At 63.0% G+C, this 19726-nt stretch carries 19 protein-coding genes; 10 read left to right on the forward strand and 9 right to left on the reverse strand.

Going from position 1 to position 19726, the window contains the following annotated elements:
* Positions 1–343: 343 nt before the first annotated feature.
* The 3 genes from NKJ84_RS24805 (at position 344) to NKJ84_RS24815 (ending at position 2394) form a co-directional block, all read left to right on the forward strand.
* Positions 344–1657 (forward strand): NAD(P)H-dependent oxidoreductase, encoded by a 1314-nt coding sequence (locus NKJ84_RS24805; protein WP_352508647.1) that lies wholly within the window; start codon positions 344–346, stop codon positions 1655–1657.
* Positions 1658–1759: 102 nt separating this feature from the next.
* On the forward strand, positions 1760–2002 hold the full coding sequence (locus tag NKJ84_RS24810) for a type II toxin-antitoxin system VapB family antitoxin (RefSeq protein ID WP_352508648.1): 243 nt from the start codon (positions 1760–1762) through the stop codon (positions 2000–2002).
* The gene (locus NKJ84_RS24815) at positions 2002–2394 is read left to right on the forward strand and encodes a type II toxin-antitoxin system VapC family toxin (RefSeq protein ID WP_352508649.1); all 393 of its coding nucleotides are present in this window, start codon (positions 2002–2004) and stop codon (positions 2392–2394) included. Before NKJ84_RS24810 ends, NKJ84_RS24815 begins: the two co-directional genes overlap by 1 nt.
* Before the next feature lie 14 nt (positions 2395–2408).
* Here the strand turns inward: NKJ84_RS24815 and proC are convergent, their stop codons facing one another.
* Positions 2409–3224 carry a pyrroline-5-carboxylate reductase gene (gene proC, locus NKJ84_RS24820; RefSeq protein WP_352508650.1) on the reverse strand — a complete coding sequence of 272 codons (816 nt, stop codon included), beginning with the start codon at positions 3222–3224 and terminating at the stop codon, positions 2409–2411.
* Between the two features lie 225 nt (positions 3225–3449).
* Here proC and NKJ84_RS24825 point away from each other — a divergent pair, with 225 nt between their 5' ends.
* The 4 genes from NKJ84_RS24825 (at position 3450) to NKJ84_RS24840 (ending at position 8080) form a co-directional block, all read left to right on the forward strand.
* Complete coding sequence (locus NKJ84_RS24825; RefSeq protein ID WP_352508651.1) at positions 3450–4184, forward strand: hypothetical protein; 735 nt, start codon at positions 3450–3452, stop codon at positions 4182–4184.
* Positions 4185–4385: 201 nt separating this feature from the next.
* Complete coding sequence (gene folD / locus NKJ84_RS24830; RefSeq protein ID WP_352475861.1) at positions 4386–5285, forward strand: bifunctional methylenetetrahydrofolate dehydrogenase/methenyltetrahydrofolate cyclohydrolase FolD; 900 nt, start codon at positions 4386–4388, stop codon at positions 5283–5285.
* Positions 5286–5301: 16 nt separating this feature from the next.
* Entirely contained in the window at positions 5302–6300 is a 999-nt protein-coding gene (locus NKJ84_RS24835; protein WP_352508652.1) for a GlxA family transcriptional regulator, read from the forward strand.
* Positions 6301–6412: 112 nt separating this feature from the next.
* Positions 6413–8080, forward strand: coding sequence for a vWA domain-containing protein (locus NKJ84_RS24840; RefSeq protein ID WP_352508653.1), 1668 nt, complete (start codon positions 6413–6415; stop codon positions 8078–8080).
* Between the two features lie 45 nt (positions 8081–8125).
* On the opposite strand, the gene edd is transcribed toward NKJ84_RS24840, so the two are convergent.
* The 3 genes from edd to zwf all read right to left on the reverse strand — a co-directional run bounded on the left by edd (position 8126) and on the right by zwf (position 12186).
* A complete protein-coding gene (gene edd / locus NKJ84_RS24845; protein ID WP_352508654.1) occupies positions 8126–9949 on the reverse strand; it encodes a phosphogluconate dehydratase in 1824 nt (607 codons plus the stop codon).
* Positions 9950–10021: 72 nt separating this feature from the next.
* Positions 10022–10735, reverse strand: coding sequence for a 6-phosphogluconolactonase (gene pgl, locus NKJ84_RS24850; protein ID WP_352508655.1), 714 nt, complete (start codon positions 10733–10735; stop codon positions 10022–10024).
* Positions 10717–12186 (reverse strand): glucose-6-phosphate dehydrogenase, encoded by a 1470-nt coding sequence (gene zwf, locus NKJ84_RS24855; RefSeq protein ID WP_352508656.1) that lies wholly within the window; start codon positions 12184–12186, stop codon positions 10717–10719. Before zwf ends, pgl begins: the two co-directional genes overlap by 19 nt.
* A 272-nt stretch (positions 12187–12458) precedes the next feature.
* On the opposite strand from zwf, the gene NKJ84_RS24860 reads away from it, so the two are divergent.
* Complete coding sequence (locus NKJ84_RS24860) at positions 12459–13205, forward strand: SDR family oxidoreductase (protein ID WP_352508657.1); 747 nt, start codon at positions 12459–12461, stop codon at positions 13203–13205.
* Positions 13206–13268: 63 nt separating this feature from the next.
* Here the strand turns inward: NKJ84_RS24860 and NKJ84_RS24865 are convergent, their stop codons facing one another.
* The 3 genes from NKJ84_RS24865 to NKJ84_RS24875 form a co-directional block, all read right to left on the reverse strand.
* Positions 13269–14120: an SH3 domain-containing protein gene (locus NKJ84_RS24865; RefSeq protein WP_352508658.1), complete on the reverse strand. Its 852-nt coding sequence runs from the start codon at positions 14118–14120 to the stop codon at positions 13269–13271.
* 211 nt (positions 14121–14331) lie between these two features.
* The gene (locus NKJ84_RS24870; protein WP_352508659.1) at positions 14332–15618 is read right to left on the reverse strand and encodes an NAD(P)/FAD-dependent oxidoreductase; all 1287 of its coding nucleotides are present in this window, start codon (positions 15616–15618) and stop codon (positions 14332–14334) included.
* Between the two features lie 140 nt (positions 15619–15758).
* On the reverse strand, positions 15759–17192 hold the full coding sequence (locus tag NKJ84_RS24875) for a glutamine synthetase family protein (protein WP_352475854.1): 1434 nt from the start codon (positions 17190–17192) through the stop codon (positions 15759–15761).
* A gap of 167 nt (positions 17193–17359) precedes the next feature.
* Between NKJ84_RS24875 and NKJ84_RS24880 the strand changes: the two genes are divergently transcribed.
* Positions 17360–18076, forward strand: coding sequence for an HAD family hydrolase (locus tag NKJ84_RS24880; protein ID WP_352508660.1), 717 nt, complete (start codon positions 17360–17362; stop codon positions 18074–18076).
* Between the two features lie 32 nt (positions 18077–18108).
* On the opposite strand, the gene NKJ84_RS24885 is transcribed toward NKJ84_RS24880, so the two are convergent.
* Complete coding sequence (locus NKJ84_RS24885; RefSeq protein WP_352508661.1) at positions 18109–18498, reverse strand: ANTAR domain-containing protein; 390 nt, start codon at positions 18496–18498, stop codon at positions 18109–18111.
* Between the two features lie 430 nt (positions 18499–18928).
* On the opposite strand from NKJ84_RS24885, the gene NKJ84_RS24890 reads away from it, so the two are divergent.
* Positions 18929–19390 carry a RidA family protein gene (locus NKJ84_RS24890; protein WP_352508662.1) on the forward strand — a complete coding sequence of 154 codons (462 nt, stop codon included), beginning with the start codon at positions 18929–18931 and terminating at the stop codon, positions 19388–19390.
* 65 nt (positions 19391–19455) lie between these two features.
* Here the strand turns inward: NKJ84_RS24890 and NKJ84_RS24895 are convergent, their stop codons facing one another.
* Positions 19456–19698, reverse strand: coding sequence for an SMc00767 family acetate metabolism repressor (locus tag NKJ84_RS24895; RefSeq protein WP_023719402.1), 243 nt, complete (start codon positions 19696–19698; stop codon positions 19456–19458).
* Between the last annotated feature and the right edge of the window lie 28 nt (positions 19699–19726).

Here is a 19726-nt window from a genome sequence, read left to right on the forward strand (position 1 = left end):
GAATTTCCGTCCATTTCTTGGCTGTGATCCATTCAAACGGCGCTTAGCGGTTCTGCTGCACCCGTTCGCCGGTTGTGCCCTGAGAGGCATTTTCTAAGATCTGAGAACGCGGACGTTAGGCCCACAGGACCGTCGGTAACACTTTGGCCGGGTGCATTGTCTTCACAGAAAGCAATCCGATTTTGGGGCCAAGCGCAAGAAAACACCGCCGGCGGCCGGTTTCGTTGGCAAACCGTTACCGTTCCCTGCTATTCCCGCATCCTGATGCATGTTGCCCAAGTGTGCCGCGGTTTTGGGACAGCGACATGCGCAAACAAAGACTTAAAGCAGTGGACGCTCTCGCATGACCAATGTCGCCTTGACCGGGCTTGCCCGCGATCTTGCCAAGCGCGCCGCACAAGGCCGCCCGGTGCGCATCGGCGTCATAGGTTCCGGCGAGATGGGAACCGACCTGGTGACGCAAGGCATGCTGATGCCGGGCATTTCGGTTTGCGCGATCTCGACGCGCCGCCCGCATACGGCGCGTGATGCCATCCGCATCGCCTATGGCGACGAGGCGATGGCACGGGAGGCCGATACGCCGTCGAAGCTCAGCCAGGTGATCGAAAGCGGCAAGATCGCCATAACCTCGAACGAAATGCTGGTCACCAATCCGCTTATCGATGTCGTCATCGATGCTACCGGCAAGCCCGGCGTCGCCGCCGATTTCGACCTGATGGCGATGCAGCACGGCAAGCATCTGGTGATGATGAATGTCGAGGCCGACGTCACTATCGGCTGCTATCTGAAGCAGCAGGCCGACCGGCTCGGCGTCGTCTATTCGGTCGGCGCCGGCGACGAGCCGTCGAGCTGCATGGAGCTGATCGAGTTCGCCTCGGCGCTCGGCTACACCATCGTCTCCGCCGGCAAGGGCAAGAACAACCCGCTCAACCACGACGCCGTTCCCGACGACTATCGCGAGGAAGCGCTACGCCGCAACATGAATCCGCGCATGCTGGTCGAGTTCGTCGACGGCTCGAAAACCATGGTTGAGATGTGCGCCATTGCCAACGCCACCGGGCTGGTGCCCGACGTTCCCGGCATGCACGGCCCCAAGGCCGATCGCGACGAGCTGGTCAAGGTGCTGATCCCGCGCGAGCAGGGCGGCATCCTGTCGAAGAACGGCGTCGTCGACTACACCGTCGGCAAGGGCGTGGCGCCCGGCGTCTTCGTAATCGTCGAGGCGACGCATCCGCGCATCATCGAGCGCATGGACGATCTGCATATCGGCCACGGCCCCTATTACAGCTTCTTCAGGCCCTACCATCTGACCTCGCTGGAAGTGCCGCTGACGGCCGCTCGCATCGCGCTTTATGGCAAGCCCGACATGGTGCCGCTGCCACGGCCGGTGGCCGAGGTCTGCGCCGTGGCCAAGCGCGATCTGGCGACGGGCGAGACGTTCGATGCGATCGGCGAGACCTGCTACCGCTCCTGGACCATGACCGTCGAAGAAGCCCGCGCCCATCGCGCCGTGCCCGTCGGCCTGCTCGAAGGCGGCAAGGTGCTGAAACAGGTGCGGAAAGGCGAATTGCTCACCGCCGACAATGCCGCGCCCGACCCGACGACCAGGCTGTTCGCCTTGCGCCGGCTGCAGGACGGGATGCTGTATGGAGCGTAAGGCTCTCGACCGGTGAGCCGTCGCAATGGCCTCCGGCCGAGCACTGGCTTTGTCATGACGAATTCGCTATATTGTAGTGACGATGAAGGCGGAGGCGATTACATGAATCTTCAGATCAGGGATCCGCGCGCACGCGAACTGGCGCGAGAGCTTGCTGCCAAACGCAAGATTTCTATGACGGAAGCGGTCATCGAAGCGCTTGAATCCGAGTTGAAGCGGGAGAGCGGACGCATTCCCTTGGCCGAGCGGCTTGCTGCCATTGCCAACGACTTCAAGGCCAAGGCAGGCCAAGATGGTCGGGCTATGACGAAGGATGAGATCGATGAGATGTGGAGCCATTCCTGATGTTCGTCGACACCTCCGTGGTTGTCGCGATTCTTTCAGGCGAAGAGGATGCCCGCGAGTGGAGCAACCGAATCGAGGCAGCGCCCGCAAGAATAACTTCGGCGTTGGTGGTGCTTGAAGCGGCGATGCGGCTTTCGACCATGCTTGCCGTGCCGCCGGTTGTCGCCGGAGATGCGATAGAGGCGTTTCTTCGCGAGGCTGAAATCGAAATTGTGCCTATCGACGCCAGCGATGCCAAGCTCGCAATCCATACATTTTCAGATTACGGAAAGGGGCGCGGACATCCCGCCCAGCTCAACTTAGCCGACTGCCTTTCTTATGCTTGCGCAAAAAGTCATGGCTCCGCACTGCTCTACAAGGGCAACGACTTTTCGCATACCGATCTCGCGTAATCCGAAATCAGCTGTTACTTCCCCAGTTCGATCGACCGCAGCCGCGCCGCTTCCACCGCCTCAGTGAGCAGGCGCGTCAGACGGTCCTCGCCCATCAGCACGGCAAGGGCGGCAGCCGTGGTGCCGTTGGGGCTGGTCACCTGCTGTCTAAGCACGCCGGGCTCCTCGCCGCTTTCGGCGGCAAGCGAGGCGGCGCCGTAGACCGTTTGCATGGCCAGGAGCTTTGCGACCTTGCCAGGCAGGCCAGCCTTCTCGGCGGCCACGGTCAGCGCTTCGATGAAGTGGAAGATATAGGCCGGCCCCGACCCGGAGACCGCCGTCACCGCGTCCATCAGGCCCTCGTCGTCGATATCGGCCACTTGCCCGCTCGCCGAGAGCAGGTCGGCGACGAAACGTTTAGTCTCGTCGGAAACCAGCCTGTTGGAAAACACCACCATCATGCCCTTGCCGATCGCCGCCGGCGTATTGGGCATGCAGCGCAGGATCGGCGCGCGATCGCCGAGAATGCCTTCGAACGTAGCGACCGGCGTCCCGGCGGCGATGCTGAGGAAAGTGGTTCGGCCATCGTTGAAGCGGATGTAGCCAGCCGTCACGTTACGGATCACCTGCGGCTTGACCGCAATGACGACGAGGGCCGGCACGGCGTCCGCCGGGATGGCGCCGGCGTCCGCGGCAGCAGAGCAGCCCAGTGCTTCGGCACGCTTGCGCAACTCGGCATTGGGCTCGACCACGAACACCGCAGCCGGAGCGAGCTTGCCGGCTTTCAGCCAGCCCGAGAGCATGGCGGAGCCCATATTGCCGCAACCGGCGAGAACAAGCCTGATCGTCATCGAAAGCCTCCATAGAGATGGCTTCCCCATAGACGTTCGCGGCAGGGCGGGGAAGCCCTTTTGGGACCGTGATCAGGCGGAAACCCGGACCTTGCGGTTGGGATGCGCATGTAGTCGCGCAGGGGCGCGGCGACCACATTAACCTTTTATTTCCTATGCCTGTTTAGCATCGCTTAACCAGTGGCGGTCGCTACGTCCCAGCCCGAGGGGGAAGCTCCAGAAACCATGGCTTATAGGAATAATCGTGAACACTGGAGGAACGAGCAGTCCCTGCTGTCGTTCGTCGAGGCAGCGCGCGACGAAGACGAAGCAGCGCTGGTTTCCCTCGAGGACCGTACAGCCCGGTCATGGCGCGAGGATGCCGCCACACGCCATCGTCTGGCCCGCTCGCGCCGCGAAGCGCGTGCCAGCCCGATCCTGTTGGGAGCCGCAGGCATAGGCCAGCCCCATCCTGATGCGTCAAAGGCCGGCCCCATACTGATGGAAGAGGCTACAGCTGCCGATGCATTTTTCGACCCCGTAGGCTCCCTTGACGGCCCCGATTCCGGTTCCGCCGATCGCGCCGCATACCCGGCAGCGCCGCCTCTCGCTCTGCTCGAGGTCGCGCGCACCAAACGGCCGGGTCCAATCGGTGCCGTGTTGTCGGCGCTGGGCCGGCTCATGCCCGGCAGAGCGCAGGAGGAGATGACGTCGGGTGAAACTTCCACCGCGACAAACTCAAGCGCAGCCATGTCGCCTGCCTTCTACCCGCAGCCGCTCTATGCCGGTCGGGCACCGTATCCGCAGCAACCCACGCCGCCGCATTCGGCACATACTCAGGCCTGGTCGAGGGACGCAATTCAGGCCTCGGAAGCCGCCGATCAGCAAAGCCAGATCGAGGAAATCCGCGCCAGCCTGCGCGAATTCCGCGAGGCGGTTCGCGAGCTCACCGAAAACCGCACGCATCGCCGCTATTTCTGAGCGTCGAATAAAACATGCCGGTTTCGAGTTAACGGCATGGGACGGCGCATTGACGGGATTGCCCGGCTCGATTTTCGTGAAAATGCCGCGCTGCATGTCCGCCCGCCCGCGCATGGTTCTGGGCAACGACCTGCATAAAAACATATCTGGAGCACGCCGCATGGATGCGGCAGGCTTAGCAATAGGCGTCGAGGGTGGTTCATGGCCGAGTTGATTGACGGAAAAAGCGTCGCCGAAGACGTGGTGCGGCGGGTCAAGACACTGACCGCCGAACTAGCGGAAAAAGGTGGGCAGCAGCCCGGTCTCGCGGTGGTCATCGTCGGCGAGGATCCGGCGAGCCAGGTCTATGTCGCATCCAAATCCCGTACCGCCAAGGAATGCGGCTTCCATTCGGTTCAGCACACACTGCCGGCCGAAACCTCCGAGCCGGACCTTTTGAAGATCATCGGCCAGCTCAATGCCGATCCGGCCATCAACGGCATCCTGGTGCAGCTTCCGCTTCCCGGCCATATCGACGCCGGCAAGATCATCCAGACCATCGCGCCGGAGAAGGATGTCGACGGCTTCCACTTCATCAATGTCGGCAAGCTCGGCACCGGCGAGCTTGAGACCGCCTTCGTGCCTTGCACGCCGGCCGGCTCGATGCTGCTGATCGAACGGGTGCGTGGCAAGGACCTGTCCGGCCTCAATGCGGTCGTCGTCGGGCGTTCGAACATCGTCGGCAAACCGATGGCCAATCTTCTGCTTGCCGCCAACTGCACCGTCACTATCGCACACAGCCGCACCAGGGACCTGCCGGCGCTTGCCCGCACCGCCGATATTCTAGTTGCAGCCGTCGGCCGGCCCGAAATGGTCCGCGGCGACTGGGTCAAGCCTGGCGCAACCGTCATCGACGTCGGCATCAACCGCATCGCCGCACCTGAGAAGGGTGAAGGCAAGACCCGCCTCGTCGGCGATGTCGCCTTTGCCGAAGCAGCGACGGCGGCCGGCGCCATCACGCCGGTGCCTGGCGGCGTCGGACCGATGACCATTGCCATGCTGATGGCCAACACGCTAGCTTCCGCCTATCTCGCGGCCGGGTTGAAACGGCCTTCCTTCTGACCAGAAAGCAGCGTCCTTGCCGAACCTCACTGTTCCCTTAGAACGGCCGGTCACCAATGATCCCGTTCAGGGCGGCCGGCAGTTCGGGTTTCTGCTGGTCGACAAGTTCTCTATGTTCTCGCTGGCCGCGGCAATCGACACGTTCCGGTCGGCGAACCGGCTGCTCGGCCGCGATTTCTATGGCTGGACGACGGTGTCGGCCGACGGCGATGCCGTCATGGCGTCCAACGGCCTGCCGCTCAAGATCGACTACGCCGTCGCCGATCTGCCGCCGGTCGATATCCTGTTCGTCTCGGTCGGGCTGACGACGGAATTTCCGGGCAAGAGCAAGGTGCTGGCAGCGCTGCGCAGTTGGGGCCGGCGCGGCAATGCGCTCGGCGCGCTTTCGGTCGGCTCCTATTTGCTTGCCGAAGCAGGCCAGCTCGATGGCTATCGCTGCACCATCCATTGGGAAAACCGCGCCGGCTTCCTCGAACGCTTTCCGGACATCAACTGCACCGGCAACGTCTTCGAGATCGACCGCAAGCGCTACACCTGCGCCGGCGGCACCACATCGATCGACCTGATGCTGGAGATCGTGCGCGGTGATTTCGGCTCGAGCCTCGCCAATGGCGTCGCCAACCAGTTCCAGCATGAGCGCATCCGCTCGGCCGGGGACCGCCAGCGCGTCGGCCCGGAACGCGACCTCACCGGCAAGTCGGAGAAGCTGCGCCGCATCGTCGAGCTGATGGCCGACCATCTCGACGAGCCGCTGTCGGCGGTGCAGCTCGCCAAGTCGGCGGGCCTGTCGGTGCGCCAGGTCGAGCGCCTGTTCCTGCGCCATCTCAGTGTGACGCCCGGGCGCTATTATATGCGGCTCAGGCTCGAGCGGGCGCGCGAATTGCTGCGCCAGACCAACATGCCGATCCTCGACGTGGCAATCGCCACCGGCTTCACCTCGCATTCCTATTTTGCCCAGAGCTACCGGCTGCAATTCGGCCGGCCGCCTTCCGATGAACGCCGCACGGCCTATTGAGGGTTTGGCAGAGAGGCGACGCAGCTTCGTACTCCGTCCGGGCTTGTGTCGCGACCCGGCGTCAAATAGCTTTCCGGCGCCGAGCGGCGGCGACTGACGGGGGAGATTTTTGATGGCGGGATTTGTGCAGAGCGTCGCTGCGGCGGCCTTGTTGCTGTGGACGACGGGGTTCGGCTTCGCCGCCGATCGCGTCATCGTCGTTCTCGATGCCTCCGGCTCGATGTGGGCGCAGATCGACGGCAAGCCCAAGCTCGAAATCGCCCGTCAATCGCTGCGGAACGTGCTGCAATCGGTCCCGGCCGAGGAGGAAATAGGCTTCATGGCCTATGGCCATCGCGAGAAGGCCAGTTGCGACGACATCGAACTCATCGTGCCACCGCAGGCAGGCTCGGCAAGTGCGATCTCAGCCGCGGCCGACAGCTTGAAATTTCAGGGCAAGACGCCGCTGACCGCTGCGGTCAAGCAAGCGGCGGAAGCATTGAAATACACCGAGGACAAGGCGACGGTCGTTCTCATCACCGATGGCATCGAGACATGTAGCGGCGATCCCTGTGCGCTCGGCAAGGAACTGGAGGCTGCTGGCGTCGACTTCACCGTCAATGTCGTCGGCTTCGGCCTGACGGCGGCCGAGGGCAAGCAGGTCGGTTGCCTCGCCGACAATACCGGCGGCAAATATATCGAAGCGTCGGATGAAAAGGCATTGCAGGACGCCCTCGTCGAGACCGTTGCGCCTCCGCCACCCGCCCCTGAACCGACTCCCGCCCCGCAGCCTGCTCCCCAGCCGGCGCCCGCCCAGCCGGCGGAGTCCAATTTCGTGCCCACCGTCGTGCTTGCCGAGGGTGGCGATCCCGTCACCGACGGCAATGCCTGGGAGATCTACAAGGCGAATTCCGACGGCACGCGCGGCGATCCCGTCACCACCGAATATGGCACCTACAAGGGCAATCTGGAGCCGGGCGACTATATCGTCGTCGCGCGTGCCGGCGAGGCCAGGGCCGAACAGAAGATCAAGATAGAGCCTGGCCAGGTCGCCAAACCGCACTTCAACCTGAATGCCGGCACGCTGGTCATCCACCCGCGGCCAAGCGAAGGAGCGGACGTTGATGACGGCGCGGCTGTCGTAATCGGCTATCCCGGCGTCGACACCCCGCCGACCTACTACGGTGACACGAAAGTCGTGCTGCCGGCCGGTGACCAGAAGGTGACGGTCACGATCGGCCAGGGCATGGTTATCGAGACGATCCCGCTTGCCGCCGGCAGGGTCATCGACAAGGACATCATCGTCGGCGTCGGGCGTATCGTCGCCAACGCCTATTATGCTGCCGGCGGCGACAAGGCCGAGGGTTCTGGCGTCGGCTTCAAGGTGCTCCAGGCGAAAAAGAACATCGACGGAACCAGGCAGGAGGTGACCTATGCCTACGGTCCGGACAGCAAGTTCGATCTGCCGCCCGACGATTATGTAATGGTCGCGACGGTCGACCTTGCGGTGGCCGAGCAGCCGTTCAGCGTCAAGGTTGGCGACCATCAGGATCTGAAGATCGCGATGAACGCCGGCATGCTGACGATAACCGCGCCAGGGGCCTCGAAGATCGAGATATTCGAGGCCAGGAAGGCCATCGACGGAACCCGCAAGTCGGTCGGCTACGCCTACGACCAAAAGTATCAAGCCACCCTGTCGGCCGGCGACTACGCGGTGGTTTCGGAGAAATCGGACAACAGCTCGAGGGAAGGCACGGTAACGGTCAGGGCCGGCGCGCGAGCCGAGCTGACCGTTCAGTAGATATAAGGGAGAGCGGCCACCAGCCGCTCTTCCATGGTCGAAAAGTCACGCCGTACCGAAGGCGCTGGCGCCATGGTCGGCGCGTCCCACCAACTGCCGGAACCCGGCGAAAAGCTCGCGGCCGAAGCCGAATTCATTGCCTATGAGGTCGCTGTCCGCGGGGCGGCGCAGTGCGAAATCGCCGGCTGGCACCAGTACCTCCAGCGTCCCGGCCTCGGCGTCGAGCCTGATGATATCGCCGTCATGGATCCTGGCGATAGGCCCGTCCTCCGCCGCTTCCGGCGTCACGTGGATCGCCGCTGGCACCTTGCCTGAAGCGCCCGACATGCGGCCGTCGGTGACCAACGCCACATGCTGGCCGCGGTCCTGCAGGATGCCGAGCACGGTGGTCAGCCTGTGCAATTCCGGCATGCCGTTGGCCTTCGGTCCCTGGAACCGAATGACGGCGATGAAGTCGCCGGTCAGCGACCCCGCCTTGAACGCCTCGTTCAGGCCTTGCTGGCTGTCGAACACCTTGGCCGGCGCCTCGATGACGCGCCGCTCCGGCTTGACCGCCGATGTCTTGATGACGGCGTGGCCGAGATTGCCCGAAAGCACTTTCAGACCGCCGCTCGGCTGGAACGCCTTCTTGAACGGCGCCAGCACCTTCTCGTCCCCGCTCTCGCGCGGCGAAGCCTCGCGCACGACGCCGCCGTCCGCACCGAGCTTGGCCTCGACCGCGTAGGGGCGCAGCCCTTCGCCCCACACCGTCTGGACATTCTCGTGCAGGATGCCTGCGTCGAGCAGTTCGCGGATCAGGAAGCCGAGCCCGCCGGCGGCGTGGAAGTGGTTCACATCGGCAAGGCCGTTCGGATAGACCCGCGCCAGCAGCGGCACGGCTTCCGAGATGTCGGAAATATCCTGCCAGGTAATGGCGATGCCGGCCGCCGCCGCCATGGCGATCAGGTGGATGGTGTGGTTGGTCGAACCGCCGGTGGCGTGGAGGCCGACGATGCCGTTGACGATCGAGCGCTCATCGATCATCCGCCCGACCGGCGTGTAGGCGTTGCCGAGCGCGGTGATCGCCAGCGCCCGCTTGGTCGCTTCCCTGGTCAGCGCGTCGCGCAGCGGCGTGCCGGGATTGACGAAGGAAGCGCCAGGCGTGTGCAGGCCCATGATCTCCATCAGCATCTGGTTGGAATTGGCGGTACCGTAGAAAGTGCAGGTTCCCGGCCCGTGATAGGATTTTGATTCCGCTTCGAGCAGTTCGGCCCGCCCCGCCTTGCCCTCGGCATAGAGCTGGCGGATCTTGGCTTTTTCGTCGTTCGGAATGCCGGTCGTCATCGGCCCGGCCGGGATGAAGACCGCCGGCAGATGGCCGAAGGTCAGCGCCGCGATCACCAGCCCCGGCACGATCTTGTCGCAGACGCCGAGATAGACGGCGGCATCGAACATGTTGTGCGACAGGCCGATTGCCGCGGCCATGGCGATCACGTCGCGCGAGAACAGCGACAGCTCCATTCCGGGTTGGCCCTGGGTGACGCCGTCACACATCGCCGGCACGCCGCCGGCCACCTGGGCGATGCCGCCGGCCTCGCGCGCCGCGTCCTTGATCAGCGCCGGGAATGTCTCGAAAGGCTGATGCGCCGACAGCATGTCGTTATAGGAGGTGATGATGCCGAGGTTCGGCACCCGGTCGCCGCCAAGCGCCACCTTTTCGGAAGGGCTGCAGACGGCAAAGCCGTGGGCCAGGTTGCCGCAGGACAGCACGGCCCGGTTGGCGGTGCGGTTCGAGGCTTCGGCGATGCGGCCGAGATAGGCCTCGCGACCGGGCTTGGAGCGCTCACGGATGCGCTGGGTGATGGCTTCGATGTCACGTCTTGCGGTCATGGCGGTCGGTCCTTTCAGGCGAGGTCCCGCAACACCTTCCGGCTGTTGCCGGGACCTGCAGCCAAGTTGAGATCAGGGTGCCCAGAAAACCTCTACGGGCTTTAGAGTGGCTTCGAGCACGGCGCGAATGGGCTTTCGTGCTCCAGTTCCAAGCGCGGCCTCGAATGCGGCGCGTTTTTCCGCGCCCTCGATATGCAGCGCGATGAAGGCGGCATTGATGATCCGCGCCAATGACAGCGTCAGCCGTGGCTCGCCGGCGCTTGCCGCGTGAACCGGAAGCACGATCCTTTGCGACGACGGATCGAGCAATCTTGCCAGGTTGTCGGCATCCGGAAAGAACGAGGCGGTGTGGCCATCAGTTCCCATGCCGAGCACAACGACGTCGAGTGGCCAGGGCAGCACTTGCAGCGCGTCACTATCGGAGACCGCTGCGCCCTCGATACTTGCCGCTGCGCGGTAGAGCGGCACGAAATTCGCGGCCGCGGCCGCGTTCTGCAGCAGGTTGGCGGCAACCAGGCCGGCATTGGAGCGCGGCGATGAGGGCGGCACGAAGCGCTCGTCGACCAATGTTATCGTCACCTTTTCCCAAGCGATCGGAACGGTCGAAAGCGCCTGGAAGAATTTCTCCGGCGTCGTGCCGCCCGAGACCGCGAGCAGTCCCGTGCCGCGCTCGGCGATCGCCTTTGACAGACGGCCGGCGACGTGGCCGGCAAGCGCTGTCGCCAGCTCCTTGCGTCCGGCAAATTCGTGCCAGTTGTAGGCGCCGCCTAATTGCTCTCGTGCCATGTCCGCCCGTCGCGTTCGATCAGCGCAATCGAGGCCGAGGGGCCCCATGTGCCGGCGGTGTAGCCTTGCGCCTCTTGCCTGCCGCTTTCCCAGGCGTCCTGGATCGGGTCGATCCATTTCCACGCCGCCTCGACCTCGTCGCGGCGCATGAACAGCGTCTGGTTGCCACGGATGACGTCCATGATCAGCCGCTCATAGGCATCGGGGGCGCGGCCGTCGAAGGATTGCGCAAAACTCATGTCGAGCGGAATCTGGCGCAGCCGCATGCCGCCCGGCCCCGGATCCTTGATCATGATGAACTGCTTGACGCCTTCGTCGGGCTGCAGCCTGATGACCAGCTGGTTGGCGGAGATCGGCCCGGCGCTCTCGCCGAAGATCGAGTGCGGGATCGGCTTGAATTCGATGACGATCTCCGAAACGCGGGTCGCAAGCCGCTTGCCGGTTCGGAGGTAGAACGGCACGCCCGCCCAGCGCCAGTTGCCGATCTCGGCCTTGAGCGCAACGAAAGTCTCGGTGTGGCTGTTCTTGCCGAGTTCCTCGACATAGCCTTTCACCGGCCCGCCGGCCGAGGCGCCGGCACGATATTGCCCGCGCACCGTGTGCTTCGGCGCTTCGTTGCCGTTGATGCGCTTCAGCGCCCGCAGCACCTTCAGCTTTTCGTCACGGACAGCATCGGCGTCCATCGACGACGGCGCCTCCATCGCGACCAGGCAGAGCAGCTGCAGCATGTGGTTCTGCACCATGTCGCGCAATGCGCCGGCCTTGTCGTAATAGGTGACGCGGTCTTCCAGGCCGACCGTCTCGGCCACGGTGATCTGCACATGATCGACATTGGCGGAATTCCAAAGCGGCTCGTAGAGCGCGTTGGCAAAGCGCAGCGCCATCAAATTCTGAACCGTCTCCTTGCCGAGATAATGGTCGATGCGGAAAATCTGGCTTTCATGGAAGTCGTCGCCGACCAGGTCGTTGAGCGCGCGCGCCGAAGCGAGATCGCGGCCGATCGGCTTTTCCAGCACGATGCGCGAATTCGGCGTGATCAGCCCGTGCTCCTTCAGCTTGTGCGAGATGTCGCCGAACAGCGCCGGCGCCACCGCCAGATAGAAAGCGCGGATGTGTTCGCTGTCGCCGATCGCCTTCTTCAGCCTGTCGAAGCCCGCACCTGTGGTTGCATCTGCCGGGACATAGGAGAGCCGCGCGAGGAACGTCTTCAGTTCCGTGGCGTCGATATCCTCCGGCTTCACATGATCGGCAATCGCCTGCCTGGCGAACGACTGGAATTCCTCGTCGGTCATCTTCGAACGTGATGTGCCGATGATGCGCGTCGGCTCGGAAAACTGGTGGTCGCGCTGCCGGTGATACAGCGACGGCAGAAGCTTACGTTCCGACAGGTCGCCGGTGCCGCCGAAAATGATGAAGTCGAAGGGGTCGACGGGAATGATCTGGCTGGTCATGGTCTGTCCGCTGTGACGCCGGTCGCGATAACGCGGCTGATATAATCTAATCGATTTAAACTTGCCAGTGCCATTGCGTCACATCCGCGTGTGCTCTTGACACGGGCGCTAGCCGGAGGCTTGTCGGCAAGCGATGCTTCCGGAGCCTTCGCAGGTGCAGCATAGTGCCGGATGGCAGCGAAAGCCAAAGGAGAAATCGTCGATGAACGCACATCTTTCGATGGCCTGGCCAAAGGCGTCGTCGATCGCCTTCAACGATGAGTGAGAAAAGCATGCGCCTGCAAAACAAAGTCGCCATCATCACCGGCGCTGCCTCGGGCTTTGGCGAGGGCATTGCCAGGCGCTTTGCCGAGGAGGGCGCGCGGGTGGTCGTCGCCGATCTGAACGCCAAGGGCGCGGAGCGCGTTGCCGGGGAGATCGGCGAAAAGGCGATCTGGACCCAGACCGACGTCTCGCTGCGGTCCGAATTCGACGACATGGTCCATGCCGCAATGAGCGCCTTCGGCCGCATCGACATCATGGTCAACAATGCCGGTTACACGCATCGCAACGGTGACCTGCTGGAAGTCGACGAAGCGACCTTCGACCTGATCACAGCTGTCAACATGAAGGCGATCTACCACGCAGCGCTTGCCGTGGTGCCGGTCATGGAACGGCAAGGCGGTGGCGTCATCCTGACGACGGCCTCCACGGCCGGTATCAGGCCGCGGCCTGGCCTCACCTGGTACAACGCATCGAAGGGCTGGGCGATCACCGCGACCAAATCGATGGCGGTGGAACTCGCGCCGAAGAACATCCGCGTCAACTGCCTCTGCCCAGTTGCCGGCGAGACCGGCATGCTCGCGAAATTCATGGGCGCCGACACACCCGAGATCCGCGAGAAGTTCCGCGCATCGATCCCGCTCGGCCGGCTTTCGACGCCGCTCGACATTGCCAATGCCGCGCTTTGGCTTGCTTCGGACGAAGCGGCTTTCATCACTGGCGTGGCGCTGGAAGTCGACGGCGGACGTTGTATTTGAACGGCCGGGTCCTCAGGCGCAGGACTGGCTGATGGCGAGCCACCCGCGATCGCTGTGCCGGCCTTACGCCCCGGTTTTGACGTAGCTCTTGTACACCCAGCCGCGCTTGCCGTTGTAGACGATCTGGCACCATTGCTTGCAGCTCACCACCTGCACCGAGGTCTTGGCAGGCACGGTGAGAATGGCGGCAGCATTCTTCTTCGGGCCGATCCGCATGGTGACGGATCTCAGGATGCGTCCGGTACCCGCAGTATTGGTTTTTTCGGATTTTGCCTTGGTACCGTCGGCGTCCTCACTCGCGGACTGCGCCGCCGGCAGTTGCGGCTTGGGTGTGGGGATGGCGGCGGTCTGAGCACCGTCAGGCCCTGTGCTTTTCGTCGAGCTGCCGGGAGCCGCCACTTTGGCAAACAGTGCCGCAGCGTCGGGCTTCGCTGCCGGGTCAGCAAACGCCACCGCGGCGGACGATTTATCGGCCGCCTGCTCGGTCTGGCTTGCCAGTTGGTCGGATGCTGCCGTGGCGGCGGCCGATGCCGTCTTTGGCCCCGTCCAGCGCGGATCGTTGGGAGCCAGCGCCGGTATCTCGGCTTCCGCCGCGGCAACCGCCGGGGAAACCGCATCTGCCTTGCCCGTCGTCCGCGGCGCCGCAGCGACCTTGGCAGGCATGATCTTCGTCGTCTTGACCGGGATGGTCGGAACGATCTGCTCAGGGCTTGCGGCCGCTTGTCGCTCATTTGCCGGCAATGCCAGCCACAGTGCCACCGCGGCAACGCCGAGCAGTGCGGCCGTGCCAAGCGCGGCGATTACCAGATGCGCGTTCGACCGGACCCCATGCCAGAACGTCGGCCGCATATCGTAACCGAATTGCATCGCAAGGCGCCGTCGTTCCGGCGCGCCGAAACTGAAGGGCTCTTTCACTCTTGCCACCTCCATTTGCGGGCCGATGTTCTTACGACCCCTTGCCGGAGAGCCGGCATTTCGGTCGGCATCGGTCCCAAACCAAAAGCGGGCAAGCCCGCAAAATTCCCCGTTCAGCTGCCCACGAGCATCATCTTTCGCCCGCGATTGTGGCATCACTGCGCCCTTGGCGGGAATTCTGCGCCCAGGTTAAGGATTCTGCAACGTCTGGTTAAATCCTGTCCCGCAACGCGTACCAGTTGAGCGCAAGAAAGAGCAGTGGCGCGCGCAAACGCCGGCCGCCGGGGAAGGGAGGAATTTTCAGGTCCTCGATCAGCTTCAGCCGGTCGCGGTTGCCGGCGACCGTCTCGGCATAAAGCTTGCCGAAAAAGTTCGACAGCATGACGCCATGGCCGGAATAACCGCCGATCGAGATCACATTGGGCATCACTTCGCGCACGAACGGCTTTCTCGGCACGGTGATGCCGACATAGCCGCCCCAGCCATGGGTGATCTCGACGTCCTTCAATGAGGGATAGATCTCGGCGATCTGCCGGCGGATGTGGATGTGGATGTCCTTGGGATCGTTGACCGCGTAGATCTCGCGCCCCCCAAACAGCAGCCGCCCATCCTTCGATTTGCGGAAATAGCGCACGACGAAGCGCGAATCGTCGACGGCCTCGCCACCCGGCAACACTTTGGAATCGGCTCCCAGCGGCACCGTTGCACCGATGAAGGAGCCGATCGGCATGATATGCGCGGCACTCACCGGTTCGAGCGTGCCGCCATAGGCGTTGACCCCGATCAGGCATTTAGCGGCGGTGATCGTGCCCTTCGGCGTCACAACCCTGACCTTGCCGCCGCCGGAGGTGATGCCGGTCGACGGCGTCTGCTCGAAAAGCTTTGCGCCGGCCTGTGTCGCGACTTTCGCGGTGCCGATCACCAGCTTCAGCGGATGGATGTGGCCGGTGCCGGTATCGCGGGTGCCGCCGAAATAATGCGTCGAGCCGAGCCGCTCGGCAGTCTCCGCGGCATCCATGAATGAGATGTGCGGATAACCGAACCGGTTTGCCATGATCTCGGCATGAGCCTTGTAGTCGTCGACATAGCGCTTCTTGTGCGCCACCGACATTTGGCCGGGCATATAGTCGATCTCGATCTGGTTCACCGCGGCGAAGTCGAGCAGATGCGCCTTGGCCTCTTCGGCCAGGTCGAACAGCGCCTTGGCGCGGGAAAAGCCGTATTCCGCTTCCAGCTCCTCTGCCCAGGCCCGCTGTCCGGTGCCGAGCTGGCCACCATTGCGGCCGGATGCGCCATCACCGAAACGATGCGTTTCGATAAGCACGACATCTGAGCCTGTCTTGGCGAGGTGAGCCGCCGCCGACAGGCCGGTAAAGCCGCCGCCGACGATCACCACATCGCATGTCCGGTCGCCGTCGAGCGCCGGATATTCGGGCCTTGGCCCGGCGGTGTCTTCGTACCAGGAGCGGCCGGGGGAGATTGGGGATTGGTAGGGCATGATGCAGCCAAGGCTCGGAGATTTTTGCAGAGGCGGAGAGAAATAGTGAGTAGTGAGTAGTAGTTGGTGAATAGGAACGGACAGTAACGGTCTTGGTGCGATCCAGCCCCGTTCACTACTCACTAATGACTACTCACTACTCACACATTCAGCAGCAAATACTCCCTCTCCCACGGGCTGATCACTTCCATGAAGGTCTCGAATTCCGCTCGCTTGATCGCCGCATAGGTCGCTGCGAAGGATTTGCCGAGCAGGGCGCAGAGTTCCTCGTCGGCCTCGAACAGGTCGACGGCTTCGAGCAGGCTGCGCGGCAGGTCGATCTGGTCCTCGTTGGCGGTCGTCAGAACCGGCGGCTCGGCCTGGATCTTGTTGGTCATGCCGATCAGCCCGCAGGCGAGCGATGCCGCCAGCGCCAGATAGGGGTTGGCGTCAGAGGAGGGGATGCGGTTTTCGACGCGCCGCGCCGCCGGGTCGGAGCGGGGCACGCGGAAGGCCGTGGTGCGGTTGTCGTAGCCCCATTTGTTGTTGACCGGCGCCGAGGCCGACTGCGTCAGCCGCCGGTAGGAATTGACGTAGGGCGCAAACATCACCAGCGCGTTCGGCACATGTTTCTGCATGCCGCCGATGAAGTGGAAGAAGGCGTCGGTCTCCGAGCCGTCCTCCGCCGAAAAGACGTTCTTGCCGGTCTTCTTGTCGATGATCGACTGATGGATATGCATGGCGGAACCGGGCTGGCCCTGGATCGGCTTGGCCATGAAGGTGGCGTAGATTTCGTGCTTCAGCGCCGCCTCGCGGATTGTGCGCTTGAACATGAACACCTGGTCGGCGAGCTCGATCGGATCGCCGTGACGCAGATTGATTTCGAGCTGGCCGGCGCCCTCCTCGTGGATCAGCGTGTCGATCTCCAGCCCTTGGCTTTCGGAGAAATGATAGATGTCGTCGATCAGTTCGTCGAATTCGTTGACCCCGGCGATCGAATAGCCAGCGCCGCCGCCGATCGGCCGCCCGGAGCGCCCGACAGGCGGGGTGAGCGGGTAGTCCGGATCGGGGTTCTTGCGCACCAGGTAGAACTCGATCTCAGGCGCCACGACCGGTCTCAGCCCGCGTCTGTCATAAGCGGCGAGCACGCGCTTCAGCACGTTGCGCGGCGTGAACTCGACCGAGCGGCCGTCCTGGTGGACGAGGTCGCAGATAACCGCCGCCGTCGGGTCCTCCTCCCACGGCACCACGGTCAGCGTCGAGAGGTCAGGCATCAGCTTGAGGTCGCCATCGTCTTCCGGATAGTGGAAGCCATTGCCGTCCTCCGGATAGCCGCCGGAAATCGTCGTCATGAACACCGCCGAAGGCAGTGCCAGCGAGGTATTGGAGGTGAATTTCTTCGATGGCATCATCTTGCCGCGCGCAACCCCGGCCTGGTCGGGCGTGATGCATTCGATGTCTTCGATGCCGCGCCATTCCAGCCAGGCGCTGACTTCCTTCCAGTTCTTGACGCCACGTTGGTTTTTCACGAAGGCAGGCGTGCGGGCACGTCCTCCGCGGCTCGACGGACGGACTTCCTTTTTTGCAGGCGGCATCAATCACCAGATTTGTTGCAGATTGTGGAGTATAGCCGTTGCCGACGACGGAAGGGAAGGGGAGCCGGCGGGCGTGCGCCTCGACAATCGGGGAAACACAACGACTTCCGGATGAAAGCTTCCTGGTCTAGGGTCGGCCTCCCGCAACGCTGCAATTAATGGGCCACATGCAACACAGCCGCAAACTGACGACGATCGGCTTCGACGCCGATGACACGCTGTGGCAGAATGAACAGTTCTTCCGCATGACCGAGAAGCGCTTTGCCGCACTGCTCGCCGATCACGCCGAGGAGGACCGGATTTCAGCAAGGTTGTTAGAGGCCGAGAAGCGCAACCTCGCGGTCTACGGCTTCGGCATCAAGGGATTTACGCTGTCGATGATCGAGACGGCTATCGAGGTCACCGAGGGCCAGGTGCCGGCCTCAACGATCGCCGAAATTCTCGCCGCGGGCCGCGAGATGCTCAGCCATCCGATCGAGCCGCTTCCGTATGCGCGCGAGACCGTGGAAAAGCTGGCCGGCGCCTACCGCCTGGTGTTGATCACCAAGGGCGACCTGTTCGACCAGGAACGCAAGCTGGCGCAATCCGGACTGGGAGCGCTGTTCCATGCGGTCGAAATCGTCAGCGACAAGAGCGCTGCCACCTATAGCCGCATCTTCAGCCGCCACGGCGATGGCCCGGAAAAGGGCATGATGGTCGGCAACTCGCTCAAATCGGACGTCGTGCCGGCCATCGAAGCCGGCAGTTGGGGCATCCACGTGCCGCATGAACTGACCTGGGTGCTGGAGCATGTCGAGCCGCCGGTCTCAGCACCGCGCTTTCGCCAGATAGCCAATCTCGGTGAACTGCCAGGCCTGATCGAGCGTATCGGCGAGATTGATTGATCAGGTCTGCGGTCGGCGCGTCGCCGTAGAGGTCAGTTGCGGCCGACCCCGACCAGCCGGTCAATCACCGGCTGCAGCCGTTCGGTGGTGATCGGCTTGACGACCACCACATCGACGACGCTCGACAGGCCCAGGCTCTCCGGAGTGCCGGTCTTGACTGAAAGCAGGATCACTGACGGAAGCGATCTGCCTGACGCCCTTCGCAGTGCATCGATACCCGACAGCAAGGCGTCGCAGTCCCCGTTCTCCGCTCCGCCGTCGAGAACGACAGTCCCGGGTATCAGCGCGTACAAGGCCTTTGCCGCGGTTTCGGGAGTTTCCGAGATCGGTTTGAGGCCGGACCGCTCCACGATTTTTGAAACCACGACGCGGTTGATCGGTGATTTTCCGACCACCAGCACCCGCGAGAAATCCGGCAGCATCCGCGTCTCCATGTCTCGGCTAACGAAAGGCGGCTGTTTTGCAGTCTCGATATCGCGATTCGCTGGGCACATGGCGGGGCAGGCCGTTGTTCAACATTTCAATGCAGGGTTGAAACTCGAGCGGTAATTGGCGTGAGATCACTGCTTATGTCAAGCTCAAATGGCATATCAGGAGAATATCGCAAGAAACATTAAAATTAAAATTAAGTGCTTTCTTTGTCGCCGCCCGGAGGAGTGGTTGTCACCACAACCGGGCAGACTCCAGTGAACTTTAGCTTTGCAGCGCGAACGCACCAACTCGCAGCCGTAGTCGGGTTGACGAAAGGTTGGATGAAGGCGAGGCAGGTCTGTCGCGAGCTTGTCGTATCGTCTCGGCGGACTACCCTTCCTCGTTGGCTAAGCACGTCTCTTTGATCGACGGGAGATGACAATGGAACTCGTGACTCACAAGAAATTCAAAAATGGCCGGTTGATGCCGTGGGGAAAGGGCACGGTCGTTACCGGCGCAAAGGGGGTTGTCTACCTTTCCGGAAACACGGCGACCGTCGAGGACTACGATCCGATCGGCAAAAGCGGCGGCGGCGCCGTCGGCGGTGCGGCCGCGCAGTGGCGCGAAATTCTCACCAACATCAAATCAGACCTGGAAGAGCTTGGCACCGCGCTCGACCATCTCATCAGGCTGACCTTCTTTGTTAAGGGGCCATTTCCCGATGGCGGCGTGCTGAGCTCTCCCAATTTTCGCCTGGACGTCCTGGACGAATTCTTCGCCGAGCACTGCCCGAAGCACTGCAGCTACAACAACCCGCCGCCCTCGGAAGTTATCGGCGTTGCAGCACTTGCGCAGCCTGATCTTGTCATTGAAATCGTTGCACTAGCGGCTCTGCCGGACTAGGCAGAGCCGCGGCGTGCGGGGTGCGATAACATGCGCTCAAAAAAGGCGCGGTGCGGTAGAATTCATCAGTCGTGGCTCCGTTGCGTGACGATGACCGGGATCAGCAGGTCGCCCCAGTTGCCGTCGCCGCCATGGTGCCGTGCCGAGCGCACCAGTTCGACCGAGACGCCGGCCTCGACCGCCTTCATTACCGACTGATTGAGCCTGTGCAGATCGTTCGCTAGCATTCGGATGGTCGCCTGCTGGTCGACATTCATGCTGGTGGCCTGCTCTTCGGCCCGTTCCTTGACGCGGCTTATCGATGCCATTGGTCTTCTCCCTGTGTTGCCATGCCTG

The sequence above is a fragment of the Mesorhizobium sp. M0048 genome, from assembly GCF_040323405.1.
Classification (GTDB): domain Bacteria; phylum Pseudomonadota; class Alphaproteobacteria; order Rhizobiales; family Rhizobiaceae; genus Mesorhizobium.